Below are 23,246 nucleotides of genomic sequence, written 5' to 3'. Positions count from 1 at the left end.
CATTGCATCACCGACTGTTGAAGGCTCTATGCTTAGTAATGATATTCTTCGTAGCCTGCGCTACACCCTGAAAGCCAATAATAACGATATGGTGCGCATTCTTGCGCTTGCCGATATGGAATCCACGTCTGCGGGTTTCGACACCTGGATGACGAAAGAAGATGAGGAAGGATTTGTCCGCTGTCCGGATATTATCCTTTCCGGTTTTCTGAATGGACTGATCTACGAAAAGCGTGGCAAAGATGACTCTGCGCCGGAGCTGGCGATTGAACGACGCGTGAATAACAACACGGTGCTGAAAAAACTGCGCATTGCCTTTTCACTGAAAACCGATGATATTCAGGCGATCATGACTCAGCAGAACGTACGCGTCTCAATGCCGGAAATCACTGCCATGATGCGCGCGCCGGATCATAAAAACTACCGCGAGTGCGGCGACCAGTTTTTGCGCTATTTCCTGCGCGGCCTGACTCACCGTCTTCACAACGCGAAAGCATAAAAAAAGCCGGAGAGATTCTCCGGCTTTTCGCTTATTTCACCTGATGTCCCGGTTTTGCGCCTTCGTCGGGGCTTAACAGGAAGATATCTTTTCCGCCAGGACCTGCGGCCATCACCATTCCTTCCGATATACCGAAGCGCATTTTACGCGGTGCCAGGTTGGCGACCATGACCATATGGCGACCAATCAGGACCTGCGGATCCGGATAGGCTGAACGAATACCGGAGAAGACGTTGCGTTTCTCGCCGCCCAGATCCAGCGTCAGGCGCAGCAGTTTGTCTGAGCCCTCAACGAACTCGGCGTTTTCAATCAGCGCGACACGCAGATCGACTTTGGCGAAATCATCAAAGCTAATGGTTTCCTGAATCGGGAAGTCAGCCAGCGGGCCGGTAACCGGTGCAGCCATCGCTTTCACCTCTTCTTTCGAGGCTTCAACCAGGGCTTCAACCTGCTTCATGTCGATACGGTTATACAGCGCTTTAAAGGTGTTGACCTTGTGGCTAAGCAATGGTTGTGCAATAGCATCCCAGCTCAGTTCAGCATTGAGGAACGCTTCAACGCGTTCACTCAGCGTCGGCAGTACTGGCTTCAGGTATGTCATCAGCACGCGGAACAGGTTGATGCCCATCGAGCAGATTGCCTGCAAATCTGCATCGCGACCTTCTTGTTTGGCGACCACCCACGGCGCCTGTTCGTCAACGTAGCGGTTAGCCACATCCGCCAGCGCCATGATCTCGCGAATCGCTTTACCGAATTCACGGCTTTCCCACGCTTCGCCAATCACGGCTGCCGCGTCGGTGAAGGATTTGTACAACGCCGGATCGGCCAGTTCAGACGCCAGTACGCCATCGAAACGCTTAGTGATAAAGCCCGCGTTACGGGAGGCGAGGTTAACAACTTTGTTGACGATATCGGCATTTACGCGCTGCACGAAATCTTCCAGATTCAAATCGATATCATCGATACGGGAAGAGAGCTTCGCGGTGTAGTAATAGCGCAGGCTGTCGGCATCGAAATGGTTCAGCCAGGTGCTGGCTTTGATAAAGGTGCCGCGTGATTTCGACATCTTCGCACCGTTGACCGTGACGTAACCGTGGACGAACAGGTTGCTCGGCTTACGGAAGTTGCTGCCTTCCAGCATGGCGGGCCAGAACAGGCTATGGAAGTAAACGATATCTTTGCCGATGAAGTGATACAGCTCGGCAGTTGAATCTTTCTTCCAGTATTCATCGAAGCTGGTGGTATCGCCGCGTTTATCACACAGGTTTTTGAAAGAACCCATGTAGCCGATAGGCGCATCCAGCCAGACGTAGAAATATTTACCCGGCGCATGCGGAATTTCGAAGCCGAAATAGGGCGCATCGCGGGAGATATCCCACTGCTGCAGGCCGGATTCAAACCATTCCTGCATTTTGTTTGCGACCTGCTCTTGCAGCGCGCCGCTGCGGGTCCATGCCTGTAACATTTCGCTGAAAGAGGGCAGATCAAAGAAAAAGTGTTCAGAGTCGCGCATCACCGGCGTCGCGCCAGACACCACGGATTTCGGTTCAATCAGTTCCGTGGGGCTGTAGGTCGCGCCGCACACTTCGCAGTTATCACCGTACTGGTCCGGCGATTTGCATTTCGGGCAGGTGCCTTTCACAAAACGGTCCGGCAGGAACATGCCTTTTTCCGGATCGTACAACTGAGAGATGGTGCGGTTTTTAATAAAACCGTTCTCTTTCAGGCGCGTATAAATGAGCTCAGACAGCTCCCGGTTCTCATCGCTGTGCGTGGAGTGGTAGTTGTCATAGCTGATGTTGAACCCGGCGAAATCGGTCTGATGCTCCTGACTCATTTCACCAATCATCTGCTCCGGGGTAATGCCAAGCTGCTGCGCTTTCAGCATGATTGGCGTGCCGTGAGCGTCATCGGCGCAGATGAAGTTGACCTCGTGGCCGCGCATTCGCTGGTAACGGACCCAGACATCAGCCTGGATGTGCTCCAGCATATGGCCGAGGTGGATTGAGCCGTTGGCGTACGGCAGCGCGCACGTTACCAGAATTTTCTTCGCGACTTGAGTCATAGTGGATGTTACTTCTTCTCTGTTGAAAGGGGGTTTTGATGTTACCTGAAAGGGAATAACTACGCCAAGGATTAAGGGCATTAAACCATAAATGATTAATTGTGACTGCTGGAGTAAACTACCCCGCTACAATTGACCTTTTCAGAACAACAAAAAGGAGTCGGGATGAACGCACAATCCCAGGCCAAATCACCAGAGACCCTGCGCGCGATGGTCGCCGGGACGCTGGCGAATTTTCAGCACCCCACACTGAAGCATAATCTGACGACGCTGAAGGCGTTGCACCATGTCGCCTGGATGGACGACACGCTGCACGTTGAGCTGGTGATGCCGTTCGTCTGGAACAGCGCGTTTGAGATGTTAAAAGAGCAATGTAGCGCCGACCTGTTGCGTATTACCGGGGCGAAGGCGATTGACTGGAAACTCTCGCACACTATTGCCACGCTGAAACGCGTGAAAAACCAGCCGGGCGTGAACGGTGTGAAGAACATTATCGCGGTGAGTTCTGGTAAAGGCGGCGTGGGTAAATCGTCGACGGCGGTAAACCTGGCGCTGGCGCTCGCTGCGGAAGGCGCGAAAGTCGGGATTCTGGATGCCGACATTTATGGGCCCTCGATCCCGACCATGCTGGGCGCAGAAAACCAGCGTCCAACCTCGCCGGATGGCACCCACATGGCGCCAATCATGTCTCACGGTCTGGCAACTAACTCGATTGGCTATCTGGTTACCGATGATAATGCGATGGTGTGGCGTGGCCCGATGGCGAGCAAAGCGCTGATGCAGATGTTGCAGGAAACGCTGTGGCCGGAGCTGGATTACCTCGTGCTGGATATGCCGCCTGGAACAGGGGATATCCAGCTGACGCTGGCGCAAAACATTCCGGTCACCGGTGCTGTTGTGGTCACAACGCCGCAGGATATCGCGCTGATTGACGCCAAAAAAGGCATCGTCATGTTTGAAAAAGTGGAAGTGCCTGTTCTGGGTATCGTCGAAAACATGAGCATGCATATTTGCAGCCACTGCGGTCATCATGAGCCAATCTTTGGCACCGGCGGCGCGCAAAAACTGGCGGAGCAGTATCATACGCAGTTGCTGGGGCAGATGCCGCTGCATATCAGTTTGCGTGAAGATCTCGATCGCGGAACGCCAACCGTTATCAGCCGTCCGGAAAGTGATTTCACGGCCATGTATCGTGACCTGGCCGATCGGGTTGCTGCGCAGCTTTACTGGCAGGGGGAAGTCATTCCCGGTGAGATTGCTTTTCGCGCCGTCTGACGCGTCATCCGCTTATCTCTCTTATTTCACCACAGGAACATCAGGTTCCTGTGGTGAGAGTGTCAGTCAAACAGATGTTATGCAGCCTCAAGTAGTGAGGGGCATTTTAGCGGTGATAGAAAATCTCGCCGTCGTAAGCTTTGATAATTTTACCGTCCGTATCATTGATCAACACATATGCGCCGCCCATGTAGGTCCAGTGCGTTCCGGCATCCGGTGCGGGCAAATTGCGTAACTGCCACTGCTTGATGCTGTACTCGTCAGTACGGTACATCTCCGGCACAGTATCACCGGGCTTGAAATGGGTAAAATCAGCGATAAATCCGCTGAGTTCATACTGATCAATCCCCTTTGTAGCGACGGTTGTCGTAGCAGGTGCGGCCCAGACCGCGCTGGATGCGAGCAGCAGCGCACCCATCACCATTTTATTCTTCATACTTCTTCGCTCTCCACTGTTTGGACGCTCAAAATCAGTCGTGTATCTTTCCCGGCCCTTATCATAACTGACAAGCGCTGGATTGTTAGATTCCTGATGATTTGGTAAAAAATGTAAATGCTTTTTTCCCGACATTGCCCTTAATTTGGGCCTGGGTCACGACCCGGTCAGCCTTTGTTCCGCTCTGGAAATACACTTTTCAGTTACCGGTACTGGTTAAAACGACACGATACTGTCTTTAAGAGGCTCCGGGCTCTTATGTCAGGCTTCCCCGATTTCGTTTCAGGGAAGATGTGGAGGAGGTAGAGGATTAATAACTCTCGGGTAGGTGATGAATCTCTTTCAGAATGCCTTTCACTATAACGATATATCCCCCATCCTTTAAATCCGAGAGGATACGCATAATCCCGCTGCGGGAGAGGAGGGTTTTACTGCGGATATAGGTTTCCGTCAGAATGGTTTCGCGAATGTCCGCTGGGAGGTTGATCAGCTCGTAGAGCTGATGGCGAACAATATTATAGGTCGTTGGGGAAATGAGTTTAAACATCTTCTCAGTCACCATACTGCCGATAGCCAACTGATGGTGGGCAAACAGCTCCCACAGGTTGTGTTCTGTGAGCAGGACAAACAATTTCTCCCGCTCAATCATCGCTATCTCGGACGGGAGGATGGTTTTGATGACGTATGTTGAAAGGGTCTCCGATGGAAGGGCGATCGCGCCACGCAGGGTGGGGGCATCAAACAGATCAATCAGAATATCATCCGGCTGGCGGTACATGGAGACCGCCCCGGAGCGGATAAAATAGCAACGAGATTGCTGCTGCGCCGTGATGATATAACGGGTATTTACTTCAACACGCTGATACTGCAAAAACGGAGCAAGCTTTTCCATCAACTCGAGCAGATGATCCGGATTGGTTCGTGTTGATCTGATATTAATAGTTGCCATAGATTTAAAATTAATATTATTTTTACTGAAAAATAAGCGCGGTAGATAGGTCAAGTTTTCATCAATTTTTATGAATAAAATACCGTTTATCCAGATGGTAACATTTCATGTGATGTCTTTTAAACTACGTGGATAGCAATATTATCTGTATTTAAATAAAAATACTATAATAAGCATCAATGATTAATGGCGAACAGGGATAATGGTCTGGCTTTTCCTCCTGAAGTACATCTCTGATGTCTTTTTCGGAAAACATACTGAAGTCATAAAGTTTCAGGTACCATTCACGAAATTCCTCAAAGCAGGTAAATATAACCGGATTGTTGCTATTTGTTGCTAGTTGTATATTTTTATGTGATGAACTCTTCATGTTATTCCCTCTTTATCCATCAGAATAAATAAGTGTAGCATCATTAACCATCAGTCCTTAATACTATTCGATCCATGTTTAGATTTTTTAATAAATACCCGGAGATGATTACATAAATGTGGCGGGTATTGCTAGTCTAAATTTGGATCAATTTAGATTTGTAAGGGTAATTATCGGGACATATAGTTTTCGGCGAATTAAGGCGTGATGATAATTCATGAACCTTAATTTTTACAGGGCTGGTGCGTTATTTGTAAGAGAAGCCCGATACAAGAAATATAATATAAATAAAATGGATTACTATGGTATCAATTAAACGGATTACTATGGTATCAATAAAACGGATGGCCTGGGTATCCGTAAACCTTGGTGTCCGTAAAACGGATGTTTAATAAAGAGATTTTTATATGAATACGAAACAGATTGCTTTTATCGCTGCAATGATCAGTGGTGCTGTAATGGCGAATGCAAATGCGACCGATCAGGGCCACGGAACAGTGACGTTCATTGGTTCTATTATCGATGCGCCATGCTCAATCACCCCGGACACGCAGGATCAGACCGTTAAACTCGGTGCAATTTCTAATGCGGCACTAGAAAATGGTGGCACTAAGGACGGTACTTCAGTGCCTCGTGATTTCGTGATCAAGCTGGAAAACTGTACTGATGCCACCTCACAAACGGTCACCACCACCTTTACCGGTGCGGAAGGTGCAACCGCAGGTTCTCTGGGGATTACTGGTGATGCCAAAGGTGCCAGCATTATCCTGACCAACGGTGACGGTAAGCAGATCAAGCTGGGTGAAGCAACTGATCCTCACATGCTGCAGGACGGTGACAACACTCTGCTCTTCTCTGCTTATCTGAAGGGTGATGGCGCTACTGCCACTATCACCCCGGGTGATTTCACTGCGATCGCTGATTTTACCCTCGCATACCAGTAAGCCCAGCGATTGTGCTGGAAACGCCTGCCCCTCGCAGGCGTTTTAAATATCAGAACCGGAAACTATGAGTAAATTAATCTACGCCGTACTGACGTATTTAATTACCGTAACGGCTTTCGCTGCACAGGGAACATCGGCGAACATTAATCCCTCTTCTGAGTTTGATCCGGCCTTATCGGGACGCGTTAATATTAATGGCTCAATTCTTTCCAGCGCCTGTGATATTGATACCGGAGACAGTTACCAGGAGATTACCATGCCCAAGGAAACTCGCGGACATATTAAAAGAGCCGGTACAGGTGAACCTCAGGATTTTTCTATTCAGTTAACAAACTGTTCGCTGGATTCTCCCGATGAATCTGCTGGCTGGCAATATCTGAATATTATTTTTGACGGGGATGATGATGAAGGTTTTTTTCGGGTCAGCGGCAATGCCGGCGGTGTGGCATTACAGCTACAGGACAGCCATGGAGAAATAATTCATCCCGGGAAATCCGTACCCTGGCGACAGACGTCAGTGGCCGATAATCGGTTGAACTACCAGTTCCGGCTCAGGAATACGATGCGCAGTTTAGTTGTGGGGGATTATAGCGCCATTATTCGGTACAGAATTGAATATTTCTGAGCTCAGGTTCGGACACTGTTTTTTCTTGTGATGTGACTGTCTGGTGACTGGTGTGGCGATATGGATTACGCAAAATTAAAAAATGATTGTTGTACAAGGATGGCTAAACTGTCAGTACTGGCCGTCTGTGTGTTTATTTATTGTCACGGAAGTGTGCATGCCGCGGATGATATCCAATTTAATACGGATGTGCTCGATATTAAGGATAAAGCGAATATCGATTTAAGCCACTTCTCCAGGCGTGGCTATATTATGCCGGGTGAGTACACCTTTAAAATTAAGATTAACCAGAACGAGCTGGAAGAACAGCCGATATCTGTTTATTCCTATGGGAACGACGGCAAGGATTCGAAAGCTTGTTTTACACCGGAAATAGTGAAAAAGCTCGGTTTCAAAGAGGACAGTGCTAAGGCGTTCACCCTCTGGCATAACAATGAGTGCGTGGACATCACTGCTCTCAAGGGCGTAGAAGTGAATCCGGATCTGAGTGCCGAAACGCTGAACATCAGCGTACCGCAAGCATATGTGGAATACACCGATGACAGTTGGGTGCCGAGCAGCATGTGGGACGAGGGCATACCCGGCCTGCTGGCAGACTATAACCTCAATGCCCAGGCCCGCAAGAACCAGCACGGAAGCGATGATAATAGCCTCTCCGGTAACGGCACCTTCGGCGCCAATCTGGGCGCCTGGCGTGCCCGCGCGGACTGGCAAACCAACTATGACAATCAGACCGGTGAAGATGACGATTCCGGTCAGAAACAATGGACCTGGAGCCGGGTATATCTCTACCGCGCACTAACCGCTCTGAAAGCAAAGCTGACGCTAGGTGAGGACTTTCTCAATTCGGATTTGTTTGACAGCTTTCGCTTCACTGGCGCCAGCGTGGTTTCCGATGACAATATGCTGCCACCGAACCTGCGCGGCTATGCGCCTGAGGTGACTGGCGTGGCGAAAACCAATGCCAAAGTAACCATATCCCAGCAGGGACGGGTGATTTATGAAACCCAAGTGGCTGCCGGGCCGTTTGCCATACAGAATCTGAATAATACGGTCTCCGGTATGCTGGATGTGCGGGTGCAGGAGCAGGACGGTTCAGTACAGGAATTTAAGGTCAGCACCGCCAGCATCCCTTACCTGACCCGTCCGGGCAGCGTGCGCTACAAGGTGTTTGCCGGTAAACCAACCAGCTACGATCACAGCACCGAAGGCGATGCCTTTGGTTCGGGTGAATTCTCCTGGGGGATCAGCAACGGCTGGTCACTGTACGGCGGTGCAGTAAGCAGCAAGCATTATCTGTCTATGGCGGCCGGTATTGGCCGCGATCTGATGGTACTGGGCGCACTGGCATTCGACGTGACCCGCTCAGACGCGAAGCTGGAAGATCAGGATCGTCATGGCCAGTCATACCGAGTCAGCTATTCAAAACGCTTTGATGACACCGGCAGTCAGGTGACTTTCGCGGGGTATCGTTTCTCTGAAAAAGGCTACATGAGTTTTAACGACTACCTGAACTACACGACGAGCCAGGATGACTTTATGCAGAGCCGGGAGATGTACACGGCGACTTTCAGCCAGCAGTTCAAATCGCTGGGGCTTTCCTTATACCTGAACTATTCGCATCAGACTTACTGGAACAATCCGGCAGAAGATCGTTACAACCTGTCGCTCTCGCGTTATTTCGACATCGGGAAATGGAAAAACATTAACGGTTCGCTGACCGCATACCGCAACAAGTTTGATGGTAAGAATGACGATGGTATGTATTTGTCGCTTTCCGTGCCGTGGGGAGAATCCGGTTCGCTCAGCTATAACGGTTCGGTGAACGGGGACACTAATTCCCATAACCTGTCGTATTACGACCATCTGAAAAATGGCGATAACTACCGTATTGCGGCAGGTGGCAGCGACGACGGCGGTACCCTCAGCGGGTATTACGACCATTCGGCGGATATGGCCGACATTACCGCCAACGTCGATTACCAGAATAACCAGTACTCCTCAGTCGGGCTTTCCGTGCGAGGCGGGATGACGGCAACCGCCCATGGCGCGGCTCTGCACCGTGCAAACAACCTGGGCGGGACCCGCGTGATGGTGGATACCGGCGACGCGGCAGACATTCCGGTACAGGGGTACAGCGACAGCACTCGTACTAACCATTTTGGCAAGGCAGTGATCACTGAAGTCAGCGATTACTACAAAAACAACCTGAGCATCGACATTAATAACCTGCCGGATAACGCCGAAGCTACTGCCTCGGTGGCCCAGGCCACGTTGACAGAGGGCGCGATCGGTTACCGGAAGTTTAACGTCATCTCCGGGGAGAAAGCGATGGGCATTATTCGCCTGGCAGATGGCAGCTTCCCGCCGTTTGGTGCCAGCGTACAGAACGCTGAGAAACAGGAAACCGGTATCGTTAACGACGAAGGCCAGACGTTCCTCTCCGGCCTGAAGCCGGGAGCAAAACTGGATGTAAGCTGGGACGGAAGGGTGCAGTGCATCGTCACCGTACCGGAGAAATTAACAGGACTGAATCAGAACGGAAATCTGTTACTGCCATGCCAGTGAGTGACGACATAGAAATTATTAACTGAGTGAATAAGATGAAAATGTTAAATCGCAAAAACACCCTTTCCGTTCTGGCTATTGCCCTGAGTGGTCTCGTGATTGCACAGCAGGCCAGCGCAGCCATCGCGCTGGACCGCACCCGCGTGATTGTAAACGGCGGCGAGAAATCGGTCAGCCTCAGCATCAGCAACGAGAACAAGAATCTGCCGTACCTTGCCCAGGGCTGGATTGAGGATGCACAGGGTAACAAGATCTCCTCACCTCTGACCGTGCTGCCGCCTGTGCAGCGTTTGGAGGCTGGCACGAAAAGCCAGGTGAAGGTGCAGACCAGCCCGGCGCTGAGTGCGCTGCCGCAGGACCGTGAGTCTCTGTTCTATTTCAACCTGCGTGAAATTCCGCCGCGCAGCAACAAGCCAAACACTCTACAAATCGCCCTGCAGACCCGCATCAAACTTTTCTACCGACCTGCAGCGATTGCCCTGGACAAGACCCAGGCTGCGAAAGGTGACTGGGTGGAGAAGGTGACACTGACCCGTAACGGCGATAAATATGTAGTGAACAACCCCACCCCGTATTACCTGACCCTTGTTGAAGGGCGCTCGTCAGCAAACGGCAATCCAGTCGGCTTCCGGCCGATAATGGTGGCACCAAAAGGAGAGGGCACCATTGAGGTCTCTGCCAGTGCGCTGGGCAACGCACCGGTACTGACCTACGTGAACGACTATGGCGGACGTCCGCAAATTCAGTTTTCCTGCAGTGGCGCCAGATGTACGGCCAGTCTGCTGAAAGACAAATAATCTCCGCCTGAGGGAAGAACACCATGAAAGGAATGATGAAAACCACTCTGCTCACAGGCTTGTTGCTGGCAGTAGCTGGCACAGTCAGTGCTGAAGACGAAAAACCTCTGGTGGACACGGGGACACTGTTTGTGCACGGTGACCTGCAGGAAAATACTTGTCGGATGAGCATGGACTCGGCCTGGCAGGATGTAGACCTCGGCAGTACCAGTCGTGCGGAAGTGAATCTGGTAGGTAAAGCCGCAGCGCCGGTGAAAGTGAATATCTATCTGCATGACTGTCCGGAGCTGGCGAACTGGAGCACTAACATCACGCCGATGACCACCACCGTCAGCTCACTGCAGCCACCGTACAAGGCGCGCTTTGTGGCGGTACAGGATGATAACAATCCGGCGCTGATAAAGGTCACGGGCGCCTCCGGTATCGGCCTGCGCCTGCGTGACAGCACCGGGAAAACGGTAATGTTCTCGCGCAATAGTGACAGTATTCTTTTGAATCCTGGGCAGAACCAGGTGACCTTCACCCTGCAGCCAGAACGCACGGCTGCTCCATTTGTGGCCGGGCCATATCACGCGCTGGTTAATTTCAGCATGATTTATCAGTAGGAGAGGTCATGAGCAAATTGGTGTGGCCGGGCATAATTCTGGCTCTGGCGGTATGCCAGTCGGCTGTCGCTGAACAGAATACGGCGATAATTACAGTCAATGTAACCGTCAACGCAGCTCCCTGTGTAATAAACAATGACCAGAATATTGATGTGGATTTTGGTGACAGCGTCATTACTACAGATGTGGCAAAGGGCTCCGTGGAAAAAGAGGTGAACTACACGCTGGATTGCACGAGTGCGGATCAAAGTAAAACTCTGGTCATGCGTATCAGCGGAACAGGAGCAACTTTTGACGACAAATCATTGAAAACCAGCATCCCGGAATTGGGGATAAAAATGAAGGCGGATGGGGTTGATTATCCAATAAACACCAATCTTGCGCTTGCCAGTTCTACCACTAAACCTGCGCTGAAAGCGCTACTCGTGGCGCAGCCTGGCGCGCGCCTCCCGACAGGTGGCTTCACTGCGGGCGCAACCATGACGGTGGATTACCAGTGAAACAGTTAATCAGAACCTTAGCACTGGCAACAGTGTTGCCGGTGACCGCACAGGCTGCCGATAACATGTCATTTCATGGGACCCTTGTGGCTCCCCCATGTACCATCAACAACGGACAAATCATTGACGTGTTTTTCGGCACCAATCTTGGTGTCAACAAGATAGATGGCAATAACTATAAGCAGCCTGTCAATTACAGCGTGGACTGCGATGCAGGATACAGCGTCAACAACCTGGCTATTGTGGTTGACACGGCAGCACCTGCTGCTTTTGATACTGCTGCAGTGATGACCAACAAAACCGGACTAGGGATCCATATCCTGGTGGATGGTGTGGCAGTAACTTTTGCAGAACGTATACCTCTCACTAACCCGACCTCACCACCGAAAATTGAAGCTGTACCTGTTCAGGATCCTTCGGTAACGCTTAATGAAGGTGCTTTTGAAGCCACCATGACGCTGCGAGCAGATTATTTCTGAGGAGATTGATGTGAAATTTTATACAATTTTCCCCATCGTTTTGGCTGGGTTTATGGCATTGAATTTTGCGAAGGCAGAGGACAATGTTCATTTTTCCGGAGCACTAGTGTCCGAGCCATGCACGCTACCTGATATTGACACTGATATTCATGTTGATTTCGGTTCGGTGATAGTGAAATACCTTTACCAGTACCAGCGAACTAAGAGTCAGCCATTTACAATTCATCTGGAGGATTGTGATCCAGATGTAATGAAAACTGTAAGCGTAACCTTTGAGGGGAGTGCGGACGATGAATTAGTAGACATGCTTGCACTGGATCCAGCAAGTAGTGCAAAAGGAGTAGCAATTGGGCTTGAGGACTCCAAAGGGACACCGATAGCGTTAAATAAACCAGGGGACGTGTATTATCTGGACCACGGAAGCAATGCATTGAAGTTTAATGCCTATGTACAAGCTAGTTCAATAGCGATATCTAAAAATGAAATTGTTGCCGGAGATTTTTCTGCAATAAGTACATTCGTTTTAAATTATCAATAAAGTATCTGGTGCAACATGAAAAAGTATCTTATAGCATTTTTTACCTTGTTATTAGCTTCCTCGTTTGTGATAGCCAGTGACTATCCAGTTATAACATCTATAAAAACCGAAAAATATGTTGGCGGAGCCATGTATTATATTACCCAAAAGGTAATGGATATTGGCCCTTATGGAGATAAGGTTATACCAGACCAGTGGATTGTAGAATTAGGACATAGACATAAAGACGAGAACGGGCAAGAAACTGTACATTATGTGGCCGGTCTTAATAACGATTATGGTGATGGTAAAAAAACAGCATCAGAATTAGGAGTTTCTGCATATGACCGTGGAGCTAAAGGTATCACCTCCATAACGCATACCGGGAGTAATGATTTCCAGGAGTGTGTTGGATACATTGCTGCCGCTTATAACTTTGCAAGTTGGGATACGGTAATGACTCCAGGAGGTTGCATGGTGATTCCTCCTGCGGAGGAGTGGTGTAAAATAACGACTCCTGAAATCGTTCTTGACCACGGTACAATCACTTTAAAACAAGCTGATGGTAACGTCGCTTCTAAATCTGTCGGAGTTCAATGTACTGATGCCACAGCAGTTACATTTAATCTTATTTCCAATGAGAGCTATATTTATCTTGATGACGGCAAATCAGAGATTACAGTAAATGAACAGCCACTCAATAGTAAAATAGAATTACCGCAAGGTGATTCGCAGATACAGGTCAAAGATTTATTAACAGGCATTACAAAAGAAGGGTTCCACACAGGTTCCAGTGTGTTAGTTATGATGCCTTATTAATCATGTTATTGGGGAAGAGAACTCTCCCCCTTTATTATTATAACAATCTTCATATTTTATTCGCACAAATAAATGATTTTGAGAATTCACGTTATGCAGCTGATCAACTGGCATTATTGTAAATAGTAATATCTAGAGATCAACTGACTAATTATTCGTGCGGGTGAAGACTTTGAGGGGACTGAATACGTGATTTGCCTATTTCCGGTGAGATAACCACTGTGATAAATCGAAAATTCTTGCTCCTGGGACTAAGCCCCGGTTACACTAAATATCTACACATTTTTAATGTGTAACTGATTGTTTTATAGATGAAATGACTCGGGGTGCCCCATCGCTGATGGGCTGAGAAATACCCGTACCACCTGATCTGGATAATGCCAGCGTAGTCTGGCGGTTATTCATTGAAAATAAAAAGAAATTTCTAGCTTTAACGTCCTGTTTTGATAGTTCATTACTCAATGAGGCTTTCAGAATGGGCCACAGAACCATACGTCACACCATCACACGCAACGGGATTTATTACGTTCGTTTCCGCCTGCCCGGTAATAAATATTTTCGCAAGTCGCTGGAGACTGACAGCCACACCCAGGCGCAGTTGCTCATGTCTTTTGCTTCTCCTGTAATCCCTCTGGTTCAACGTGGAACCATCCAACCGGATCACTTCGGTAAGCGTCTTTCCGAGTATGGCAATAGCCTGAAGCAGCAGAATGAACAATGGCTGGCACAACAATTTCTCAGTGAAGAACGGCGCAATCTTCAGCCGATAGTTGTTCAGGAATACCGCGAGGTTGTTGCGCTTTCAGAAGATGAGGAAGAACAAACAGAAGCACAGTCAAAGGATGTGTTAACACTGGCTGGCGCTTGGAATATGTATAAAAAGGAGAAGGCTCAGAACTGGACGAAGGCAATTTCACAGGCTAATGAGCGCTTTATGGAAGTCATGTTCATTGTCCTCGGTGCATCAACAGACGTAACGACGATAACCAAGCAGGACATCAAGCAGGTGATGGAAGTTGTTGAAAACTTGCCAAAGCGTGTTGTGCAGCCTTATCGGTCAATGACGGTTCAGCAACTGATCGAGTGTGATGATGTTCCGCCAGAAGATTTGGTTGGCGCTGAGTCTATCCACAAGCATTTGAAGATTTACAAATCGCTGTTTAAAACCTTCCTGACTGACAATAAAGATATTCTGGAGAAATCACCGACTGATGGTGTAGTTGCTGCACCATCGAAAGCAAGGTTTGGCGCATATAGTGCAGCAGAAATGAGAAAGTTCGTGGGATGGGCGCTCAAGCAGCCTGACGGTTGGCAGAAGTGGATCACCTTGCTGTTGGCATATACGGGGGCCAGAAGAGGGGAGATCGCCAAGCTGGAAAAATCACAGATCAAATTTGATGAAGATAGCCAGCGGCACTATCTCCTGATAGCGGAAGGAGGGCAGGGTAAAACCGAGAACGCTACAAGGCAGGTGGCGATCCATCCCAAACTAATCGAGTGGGGTTTTCTTGAGTTTGTAAACCGTCAATGGAAAGAGAAGATTTTCTCACCTGTGTCGGGTAAGAACATGCCGAAGATCGGCAAAGTGCTTGCTGACGTTCGCGATCAACTTGGAATCCCTTACCTTGATGATTACGGACAACGCCGCCTGGTGCACAGTTTCAGACACACAATGATCTCAACCTGCTTGGCTGGTTGGGTTGGCAACTTGGCGCATTTGCAACAGGTGGTTGGTCATGAGAAGAGCGGCTCTGGAATCACTAGGCGCTAATCTGCATACATTCCCGCTATCCACGGTATGCTATGTGGTTGATGGCTTGGATTGGTAATTGATTTCACTAACTCGGTTGGTATATTTGCGTAACAGATAATAGCAGTATCCATGGAAGGAGTATAAAAATCGCCCCCATCGTAGGGGGCGAAACAAAGACTACTTACTCTGATGCTACTTGAGTTTATTTTTTTATTGTTCGGATTTTAATCATTAAATCTTTACCGCTTGTGGTCAAAGTCCAAAATAAGTCATATTTTCCTGTTGTGGTCCTCAGATTTTCAACGTTGATTAGCCCGTATGCTTGTAATTGTATAGAGATAGTTTTTAAATCTTGAGATATGACCTTAGGTGAGCTTCCGCTTTGATTTTCTTTTTCTTTGGCTGCATCGCCTAAAGTTCGCGACACAATTGATTCATTGAGATGTTGTGTAAGATAGGGCGAGATAAGAGCAAAAATGTCTTTCCAGGACATCCTTGCATCCCATATTGATAACCTTTCACGGCTATTCTGGAAATAAGTAGATTGGCATTTAAACTCGAAAACACTCTCAAAATCAGCGAGGTTCAACTCTTCAGTTTTAGGGCTATGTGCTTTGAGTTGATCAAGATCAAACCTAAGTTGTTCATTTTCTTTTTGTAACTCTATAAGTGCTCTTAAATCGGATTCTTTAGAAGTTTGGTTTGCCCTAATCCAACCGACTGCTGGATACGTTTTCATTGTCTTGCTCATACTAAGGGCTACTAACCCTGGTAGGTCTTTTGCTGTTGCCCATGTTTTCCTGAGACGATTGGTTGAGGCCTTCTCTATGAATGCAACTAGCTTCTCTCTGAGTTCAGAATCTTTTTCAGATTTGGCTAAAGGTAGATTTTCCGGATTCTCATGTACTAAAACAACGACGCGTAAACCTTTTGAAACTGCGTAATCGAATTCCTTTTCGGTGTAACTTAAACCATCTTCCGCAACAGAGCCATAACGACCACCAATGATCAGCAGATAATAATCACAGTCATCAATTACTTTTTTTATGAACTCCCATTGGCCTTCATCGATTGCTGGGAACAACTCCATGCCTGCTGGAATGCAATCCATTTCCATCAGAGTTTGTATGACGTGTTTTCGTTCTTCTTCTAAATCCGTAAAAGTTGAACTTACGAAAACCTGGTAACGTTTATCCATTTTTATCCCTTGAAAGAGGAAGGGGCATGAGCCCCTTCATTCAACATTAACCAGCGTGACGGTAGGATTCACGCACACCATCACGATAACCATCAGCAAACGCTGCTTGAGGACTTTTGTGGCGAACGGTTCCCGCCTGGCTATCAGGTAAGGCGGCTAAGTCTACCCAAACCTGACCTGTGCGAGCCAAGCCAGCGCGGTAACCCTGATCGTAAGCGCAGCCACAACATTTATGGCGACCTTCACCACCTTGATCGTGAGGTAAGCTAATGAAAAGAGTGTTGTAACGGTGTGATTGTTTACAAATAGTCATGCATTGCTCCTTATGAGCGTCATTTTAAGGTTTACATGATCCTCTTTGCCTGGCACAATCAAGCCGTCAAAAATGAAGGCAAGGCTAAGATTCATACGAGTTTGGCGACTCGTATTGGTCATGCTTTGTAAGCCGGGTTCATGCAAATGAATCCGGTTTTTTTGAGCCTAAAATTCAGGCGCGGCACTACATGTGGGGGTGGTCAATCAATAGCGGCCCCACATAGTCGATATTCTAGTGATGATTCTTTTCTGCACAAGGGTTGATTTTGACGTTAAATTGAGGTTGTGAAAGGGTAAAAATGCAAAACCCTACACAGCATAAGGCCTGGAAGAGATGTCAATAATTAAGAAAAAAAATTCAAAATCTGATCGAGTGCTGATTTCTTCAACGGGAGGTCAGAATTGCGCAACATGATGTCGCGCAATCTTTATAAGAATAATGAATGTTGCCAGTGGTTTTGATAATTACGTGCAACATATAGATAACATATATGTGTGCGTAACGATGGAAGTAAGAATGCACTCGTAACAGTTGGTGATCTGCTAGACCGTCAGCCCAGACCCTCGGTGAAAAGCGCTTTTCTTCGCCAAGTATCGCTACGTGATGCTTTCAGCGACTCGCCTCACTGCAACAAGCAGTGCAGTTACACAATGCTGCTTTGGGCTGACGCAAGGGAGATAACTTGATGTTTTGAAGTGCCTCTGTTCACTAATTGTACAGCCATTTAACATATTGTATCTTATAAGTACTTGACTGGAATAGTCAGGTATTGCTTTTCGGAGCGTTGATGCGAAGCGGGGTACACAACAGCGATTTCATCAACAGAAGGAAAGCATTAGAGAGGATTCGAGGTGAGTTCTCTTGTTCAAGGATTTTGGATGAGTTTGTCTGGTCACCACACAATTTCAGGTTTTAGGCCTTTGAGGCTGCCAGTGTGTCAAACGCCATAAAAGCACATTTTTCTGTTTACCAGCAGACACAAAGCCACTACAGCGACGTTACCACAACGGGGTGAAGGACTATCGTCACCTGGCGAAATTCTCCCGCCCTTGCAGGTCACGGATACGTACCTTTTCCCGCACCAGCGCAAGCCGTCCCACCAATAGTCCCGTATGCTCCACCAGAAGCCCGTAGCGGCGTTATCTCCACACAATCGTGAACTGACCCACCCATAGCACAGCGCCCCGCTGAGAAGCTCTGACACGCCCAGAAATGGATGATTTTTCGTTGATTTTGCGAAGAAAATTAATTTTTTCGGTATGGAAGGGCGGATCGGTGATTGTGTTTAGCCACACCACGAGTGACAGATCTGCCGAGGCCACGCCATTACTGGCTTCGTTGCATGCACCACACCATAACGCTCATAGGTACAGACTTGTGATTTGTACGCCAAGCGACCACTTTAGCATGATTAACTACGGATTATAGGCTATTTGAGGTGCGTTTAATCTATTTTGTTCGCAGGATAGCCAATGGTAAAGATCATCCACCAAATTTTCACAGAAAACCAGTATAGGGTTGCCAATCTTCAGCCAGCGCGGAGAATGGTCGGTACTTTCAGATGAAAGCGGGGGAGGGAGATGATCAATTCTCGGAGCGGATCAGGTGTCTGGACCGCCTCAGGTGTTGCCGTTGATTGTGCCATTGGAGCATGACGCGGACGTATCAAACTAGAAGTTGGTCGCGTGGATGACTTAGAAATTTCTCACCCGGTGATACCAGCACGGTTTTTAAGGTCGTCACACAACCTCATAACCACTTTATAAGGTCGTCACACAACCATATAAATGGATTTATAAGGTCGCTAGACAACCACCAATAAGAACATAACTAAACCTCACTAAACCTCACAATAAGATCAGTAAAACCAATAAGATCAGTAAAACCCAGGTCAAGGTCAGGTTGAACATGCGTTCAATTGTTGGTGTTAAAGAGTGAGAACTTTTATCGCTCTGCTCTGCAATGGCTACGCCTCTTCAGAATCTGTGTGGTAAGAAGCTCATCTTCGATGACGTGAACAGACCCGTCATCTCGTGACCTTCTAACCCTCCATAGCCCATCACAACAACCTCCGGTTGCTGTTCTGTGTGTCGGGTTATCCAAAGGGTACGCTATCCGGTCACGAAGTGATGAACCTCTGGTTCACCGTGTAACGGCCTAGCCAGAGAGCTACCGCTCTCACTGTGTGGAAAAGCAAGCGTGAAACACGCGCGGTAGTCCAATGTGAATGGAGCCGATTGGCGACAGGGGCAAACTTGTTTACCCGATCTACTCCGGGGCGGCGTGGGTTGGCTAACTGACTTCCTCAGCGCCTCTCTACGGCGTTTAAATGGTGTTGGTAATACGATGGTACTGCTATAAAGGCAAGTCCCCGCAGAATGCGTTACAGAGCGATTTAGCCCTATTGACAAAGATTTCGGTAGTTGATAATGTGATGATGAGGCATTATAAAATTTGCTAAAATAAAGCTTTCTATTTCAAGTGAAAACTGATATAATGAATAGGTAGGGTAATGATTTTCCTACGAATCCTCGAATAATCCTGCCGTTATCACGACATCCCTTGTCAATCTCACGGCAATACAAAACGGGTACAAAAAGACCTCCGCGAATAATTCTTTCAACAGAAACGGAGAACCCAATGAATAAACCGAAATCCCAACGTCTCGACCTGACCACTATGACAGGCGAGCAGATCGCTGCTCTCATCCTGAACGGCAAATACACCAAATCAGCCTTGTGGGCCTTCATTAGTAGAAATGGTGGCGCGGATGCTGTACATGCTCGATTCCCACAGATCGCCGTCTGTCTTCATATCCTGAAGCAGGAACGGAAAAAGGCGAAACATGCACGGGCAGTGAAGTCGGTGCTGAAGCCTCTGAGCAATCAACGTGCCGCAGGAATGGAATTGACCGAAATTCTTCGCCCAATTCTAGAAGGTCACCGCCAACTTTACCTGAGCAAGCTCAATCTTGATCTGACCCACGAACAAATCATTATGTTGCTTGTGGCAACAACTGGTGCTGAAGAACTGGAATCCTACGGTTTCCCACTGATTGGCGAGTTCCCGACAGCAACCGCAGCTTAACAACACTGAACAAAACCTGAGCCGGTTCGCCTTCTGGGCGACCACTGGCGAGGTTTCTTTTGTACCCAGAACGAGGAGGACAATTGGATGAACATCAAATTCCAGCAGCACATTTATCAAGCTCTACTGGCTGAAGCTAACAGGCAGGATAAGCCACTGGCACGGCTCTGTAATGAAATCTTGGAGACTGCCGCGCACATTTTCGACAACACACCAGACATCAAACCAGCATTAGCCAGCAAGGCGAAACCTAACGGAGATCAAAATGACAGAAGCAGTAAAATCTAACGTTATCAAAGAACCATCACGCATTATTCCTAAGCGCTTGGACGCTCGTACAATTGCTGTAAAAAGTACAGGAGAAGTGATCAGGGTAACGAACGACCACAGAATAATTTATGCCCATCTGGAAGATCAGTTCCGTGGTTTGACTAATCCAAAAAACATCGCGGCTGGCAAGTCAACTGGTCACTATTACGATTCAGATGAAAACCTTGCTATCAAGTGTGACGTTTCTAAATCGACCTTCAAGAAGGTGAAGAAGGATCTCAAGGCGCTGGGCCTTATTGACTGGGAAGCGCCAAAGGCGAAGAAGTCAGGTCATGCCTGCGAGTACTTCGTTAAACAGCTTACCGATATCGATCACAACCTGGAATTCATCTATCAGGAATTGTCGAATGGTCAGCCGTCTTACGATCATGTTCGGGTCAGTGGTCTGAAAACCAAGAAGACGAAAAAAATAGCACAGCCAATAATCGAGGAGAGCGAGAATGGCGCACAATCCGTTACTGTGGCCCCTGCACCTGCCACGAATGATCCTGAACAGCAATCTGGCGTTTCACAGCCTGCTGGTGATAGCGGCGATGCTATTTCCTGTGATGATACGGTGAATGGTGGAAATGTTATCCAATTCCCAAAAGTCAAAAAACAAGAATCCCCCCAGATAGCTGACCTCGACTCCTTGAAGTGCTGGCGTGAAAATGGTCCCGGAGATTTCGGATTTATGGAGTATGGTGCTTCACACGGTGAAGCCGATGTTGACAGGATCGTAGCTTTGATCGACCAGCACTACTTTGAAGAACTGAGCAAGGTAACGATCTTTGATGAAAACGGCGTGATCACTGGAGAATTTATCGATGCCCTGAGCGGTGATGATGCTCCCAAGCGTAATGATGATGGAACTCTAAAAAAATATGGGTTCGCTTATGCTATGGCACGAGCTTACAAGGCACATCGGGAAGGAAAATCCGAAGAGGAGATCCAGCACAGTATCCCCGTTTGGATTGAGGCGGCTCTGCCTGAATACATCCCTGTGCACTTACTGCCGAAATCTGAATCTGTGCATGATTTTTCCAATGAAACGATACCATTTTGATATACGGAGAAGAATTGAACAATGTTGAATGCAACGGCCTAAAGGCTGAAAACCCAGATTTGTCCCGCTTTTACAAATCCCGCTCTCGTGATTCTTCGCTGATCGAGACTGCTAAAAAAATGCTCGTGCACGGTTATTCTCCAGGCAAAACGGCGCTGCTCCTACGCTTGCCGTATGACCTGGTAAAAGGCCTTTACGATAACTCGTGGAATCCTCGCTGTCGCAAGATAAGCAATACCAGTCAGTATGCCACTAAGCGAATGGCCCGAATGTACTACGAATCCGGCGCAATGCTGGCAAAAATCTGTGCTGACCTTCAACTGCCTCTATTCACCGTGGTAACGCTTCTTAAGCGTGAAGGAATCACTGAGAAAGAAATGGCATCTCGAATGCCGGATCATACTGATCCGTTGTTTGTGGCCTATCGTGAAACAGTCGCCAGAAAACAGAAGAACCCACAGCGACGTTCACCACGCCTGCACTACTAACATCCCTGACGGGGAATCTTGACCCTTAATTACATCTTTTACCTGCCCGTGGTCTGGCTGGCGCTTCGTCACGTCCTGATCGGCGGGCTAATCCTACTCTGGAGATACCATAAAATGACACTAAGCATCCGAGATCGGATTTTTGCCGCTATGCATGGCATGTCAGCAGAACAGTATGCATTGGAAAAGGCGCGGGATAATCTAAAGAGCGTCACCGCCCAGCACTTAGAAAAGCATCCTGAATACCTCAAATCATCCCCGGTGGATACGTCCACCAAGGTTAAACGGATCGCCTAGTTCACCAGCACCGGACAACGTCGCTTTGCCGCTCTTGTCGGTCTTCCAAATCCCATTGGCGGTCAACTGGCCCACCTTATCTCTAAAGTCAGCCTGGAAATCCAGCATTTTATCTGGGGAAATGTTAAAGCCAGTCTTATTTGCAACAACATCACGCACCGCTTCATATTCAAGGCGTGAAATACCTTGAGACTGTAGAGTTTTCATCTGTTGGTTGCGCTCAACGCTCCCCTGTAGGGTCTGACCAACACGAGCAACCCCCATTGAGCCAATCAGGGAACCCCCTGCAATTACACCAGTAGCAGCGAGGCCACCATAACCACGTTCGCTACGTTCACGGGTCAGACGTTGAGCATTGATGCGCCCTGCTCGCTCGGCTTTCGCTTTATCTTTAACAATCTGGCGGTTAATACGCGCCTGGCGTCTGGTTTCCAGAGTCGCTTTAGCAAGTTCATGGCGCATTTCTGCGATGGTATAACGCTGCTCGGCGTACCCCTTAGTGGCCTCTTTAATGGCCTGCACCGCTTTCATTTTGTCAGCCAGGGATGCAGCTTCGATATGGCTGATCGTCAAGCTTGCCCTGCGGAGTGTATCGTGAGCGGTGATTTGTCGTTTAAAAGCCGCCTCTTTCTCACGCTGGCGCTTCTCTTCCAGGGCCATCGCCTTTTTGGTGGCTGCGATGTCAGCAGCAACAGCGCCGTGACCACGGTTCATTGCGTCAGTCTGACGGGAAACAAGACCAGGATCGTAATGTTGACCGCCCATGTTAGGGTTGTAGGTCATCGCTCGTGATCTGGCTGCGGCCTGCACTTTTGCGGATATATTGGCTAAACGGGCGTTTTGTCTCCGGATCTGTTCACTATCTGCCAATTGTTGAGCCTGCCCTCTGGCGTTAAGAGCCTGCATTTTCCGGGCGTGAGCCTCTTCCTGTTTTGCGATCTTTGCCTGGGCTTGGGCCTGGCGTTGTTGCTCTAGCGAAAGCTTTTGAGCCATTTTAAGGCGCTGTGTTTGAGCACGGGCTGCTTCAAGAGCCGATTTACCCTCACTCTGGGCGGTTCGCTTCTGAGCTTGCTCCAGCGCTTTAGCGGGTTTGGTAGTTAATTGCTGAAGTGACAGAATTTTCTTCTTCGCTGCTTCGTAACTAGAGCGGGAAATTTCCCAGCTTACGATATTGACGGTGCTCGTCACTATCTTGTTGGTTGCTCCACTACTCATTGCCCCCCCTGCTGCTTGATGATATTGCCGTAACGATCAGGATCAGATTTTGCGAGAGCAGCAGCCGCT

The 23,246-nt window shown here is 48.4% G+C and carries 21 protein-coding genes, 1 pseudogene and 1 riboswitch; of the genes and pseudogenes, 16 read left to right on the top strand and 6 right to left on the bottom strand.

The window, feature by feature from the left end:
* Positions 1-28: 28 nt before the first annotated feature.
* Positions 29-499, top strand: coding sequence for a DUF1456 family protein (locus WB371_RS06450; RefSeq protein WP_336219264.1), 471 nt, complete (start codon positions 29-31; stop codon positions 497-499).
* Between the two features lie 31 nt (positions 500-530).
* Here the strand turns inward: WB371_RS06450 and metG are convergent, their stop codons facing one another.
* A complete protein-coding gene (metG, locus tag WB371_RS06445) occupies positions 531-2,564 on the bottom strand; it encodes a methionine--tRNA ligase (RefSeq protein ID WP_336219263.1) in 2,034 nt (677 codons plus the stop codon).
* A 165-nt stretch (positions 2,565-2,729) separates the two neighbouring features.
* On the opposite strand from metG, the gene apbC reads away from it, so the two are divergent.
* Positions 2,730-3,839, top strand: a complete 1,110-nt coding sequence (apbC, locus tag WB371_RS06440) for an iron-sulfur cluster carrier protein ApbC (protein WP_336219262.1) — start codon at positions 2,730-2,732, stop codon at positions 3,837-3,839.
* 106 nt (positions 3,840-3,945) lie between these two features.
* Here apbC and rcnB read toward each other — a convergent pair whose 3' ends face one another.
* Together rcnB and WB371_RS06430 are read right to left on the bottom strand one after the other, a co-directional pair.
* A complete protein-coding gene (gene rcnB, locus WB371_RS06435) occupies positions 3,946-4,275 on the bottom strand; it encodes a Ni(II)/Co(II) efflux transporter accessory subunit RcnB (protein ID WP_336219261.1) in 330 nt (109 codons plus the stop codon).
* Between the two features lie 310 nt (positions 4,276-4,585).
* Entirely contained in the window at positions 4,586-5,167 is a 582-nt protein-coding gene (locus WB371_RS06430) for a helix-turn-helix domain-containing protein (protein ID WP_336219260.1), read from the bottom strand.
* An 834-nt stretch (positions 5,168-6,001) separates the two neighbouring features.
* On the opposite strand from WB371_RS06430, the gene WB371_RS06425 reads away from it, so the two are divergent.
* The 10 genes and pseudogenes from WB371_RS06425 to WB371_RS06380 all read left to right on the top strand — a co-directional run bounded on the left by WB371_RS06425 (position 6,002) and on the right by WB371_RS06380 (position 15,277).
* Positions 6,002-6,538: a fimbrial protein gene (locus WB371_RS06425; protein WP_336219259.1), complete on the top strand. Its 537-nt coding sequence runs from the start codon at positions 6,002-6,004 to the stop codon at positions 6,536-6,538.
* Between the two features lie 64 nt (positions 6,539-6,602).
* Positions 6,603-7,163, top strand: coding sequence for a fimbrial protein (locus WB371_RS06420; protein ID WP_336219258.1), 561 nt, complete (start codon positions 6,603-6,605; stop codon positions 7,161-7,163).
* A 99-nt stretch (positions 7,164-7,262) separates the two neighbouring features.
* On the top strand, positions 7,263-9,731 hold the full coding sequence (locus WB371_RS06415) for an outer membrane usher protein (protein ID WP_336219257.1): 2,469 nt from the start codon (positions 7,263-7,265) through the stop codon (positions 9,729-9,731).
* A gap of 41 nt (positions 9,732-9,772) precedes the next feature.
* Positions 9,773-10,528, top strand: coding sequence for a fimbria/pilus periplasmic chaperone (locus WB371_RS06410; RefSeq protein ID WP_336219494.1), 756 nt, complete (start codon positions 9,773-9,775; stop codon positions 10,526-10,528).
* Between the two features lie 32 nt (positions 10,529-10,560).
* Positions 10,561-11,133: a fimbrial protein gene (locus WB371_RS06405; protein ID WP_336219493.1), complete on the top strand. Its 573-nt coding sequence runs from the start codon at positions 10,561-10,563 to the stop codon at positions 11,131-11,133.
* Positions 11,134-11,141: 8 nt separating this feature from the next.
* Positions 11,142-11,633, top strand: a complete 492-nt coding sequence (locus WB371_RS06400) for a fimbrial protein (protein ID WP_336219256.1) — start codon at positions 11,142-11,144, stop codon at positions 11,631-11,633.
* The gene (locus WB371_RS06395; protein WP_336219255.1) at positions 11,630-12,112 is read left to right on the top strand and encodes a fimbrial protein; all 483 of its coding nucleotides are present in this window, start codon (positions 11,630-11,632) and stop codon (positions 12,110-12,112) included. Before WB371_RS06400 ends, WB371_RS06395 begins: the two co-directional genes overlap by 4 nt.
* A 10-nt stretch (positions 12,113-12,122) precedes the next feature.
* Complete coding sequence (locus tag WB371_RS06390; protein ID WP_336219254.1) at positions 12,123-12,650, top strand: fimbrial protein; 528 nt, start codon at positions 12,123-12,125, stop codon at positions 12,648-12,650.
* Between the two features lie 15 nt (positions 12,651-12,665).
* Positions 12,666-13,448 carry a PapG chaperone-binding domain-containing protein gene (locus tag WB371_RS06385; RefSeq protein WP_336219253.1) on the top strand — a complete coding sequence of 261 codons (783 nt, stop codon included), beginning with the start codon at positions 12,666-12,668 and terminating at the stop codon, positions 13,446-13,448.
* Between the two features lie 312 nt (positions 13,449-13,760).
* Positions 13,761-13,860, top strand: a riboswitch (TPP riboswitch).
* 63 nt (positions 13,861-13,923) lie between these two features.
* Positions 13,924-15,277: pseudogene (locus tag WB371_RS06380) on the top strand (integrase).
* 126 nt (positions 15,278-15,403) lie between these two features.
* Here the strand turns inward: WB371_RS06380 and WB371_RS06375 are convergent.
* Positions 15,404-16,399 carry a DUF4062 domain-containing protein gene (locus WB371_RS06375; RefSeq protein ID WP_058841495.1) on the bottom strand — a complete coding sequence of 332 codons (996 nt, stop codon included), beginning with the start codon at positions 16,397-16,399 and terminating at the stop codon, positions 15,404-15,406.
* Positions 16,400-16,445: 46 nt separating this feature from the next.
* Positions 16,446-16,712 carry a hypothetical protein gene (locus tag WB371_RS06370; protein ID WP_061354404.1) on the bottom strand — a complete coding sequence of 89 codons (267 nt, stop codon included), beginning with the start codon at positions 16,710-16,712 and terminating at the stop codon, positions 16,446-16,448.
* Between the two features lie 2,643 nt (positions 16,713-19,355).
* Between WB371_RS06370 and WB371_RS06365 the strand changes: the two genes are divergently transcribed.
* From WB371_RS06365 to WB371_RS06350, 4 genes are all read left to right on the top strand, one after another.
* The gene (locus WB371_RS06365; protein WP_058841494.1) at positions 19,356-19,802 is read left to right on the top strand and encodes a hypothetical protein; all 447 of its coding nucleotides are present in this window, start codon (positions 19,356-19,358) and stop codon (positions 19,800-19,802) included.
* Positions 19,803-19,889: 87 nt separating this feature from the next.
* The gene (locus WB371_RS06360) at positions 19,890-20,090 is read left to right on the top strand and encodes a hypothetical protein (RefSeq protein ID WP_058841493.1); all 201 of its coding nucleotides are present in this window, start codon (positions 19,890-19,892) and stop codon (positions 20,088-20,090) included.
* A complete protein-coding gene (locus WB371_RS06355) occupies positions 20,068-21,177 on the top strand; it encodes a DUF6945 domain-containing protein (RefSeq protein WP_179154126.1) in 1,110 nt (369 codons plus the stop codon). The genes WB371_RS06360 and WB371_RS06355 overlap by 23 nt, the downstream gene beginning before the upstream one ends.
* Before the next feature lie 14 nt (positions 21,178-21,191).
* Complete coding sequence (locus tag WB371_RS06350; protein WP_233423239.1) at positions 21,192-21,665, top strand: hypothetical protein; 474 nt, start codon at positions 21,192-21,194, stop codon at positions 21,663-21,665.
* Positions 21,666-21,917: 252 nt separating this feature from the next.
* Here the strand turns inward: WB371_RS06350 and WB371_RS06345 are convergent, their stop codons facing one another.
* Entirely contained in the window at positions 21,918-23,177 is a 1,260-nt protein-coding gene (locus tag WB371_RS06345) for a hypothetical protein (RefSeq protein WP_336219252.1), read from the bottom strand.
* Between the last annotated feature and the right edge of the window lie 69 nt (positions 23,178-23,246).

Origin of the sequence: Citrobacter amalonaticus (genome assembly GCF_037053465.1) — a bacterium.
GTDB lineage: Bacteria > Pseudomonadota > Gammaproteobacteria > Enterobacterales > Enterobacteriaceae > Citrobacter_A > Citrobacter_A amalonaticus_H.
This window is presented reverse-complemented; position numbering and strand designations above follow the sequence as displayed.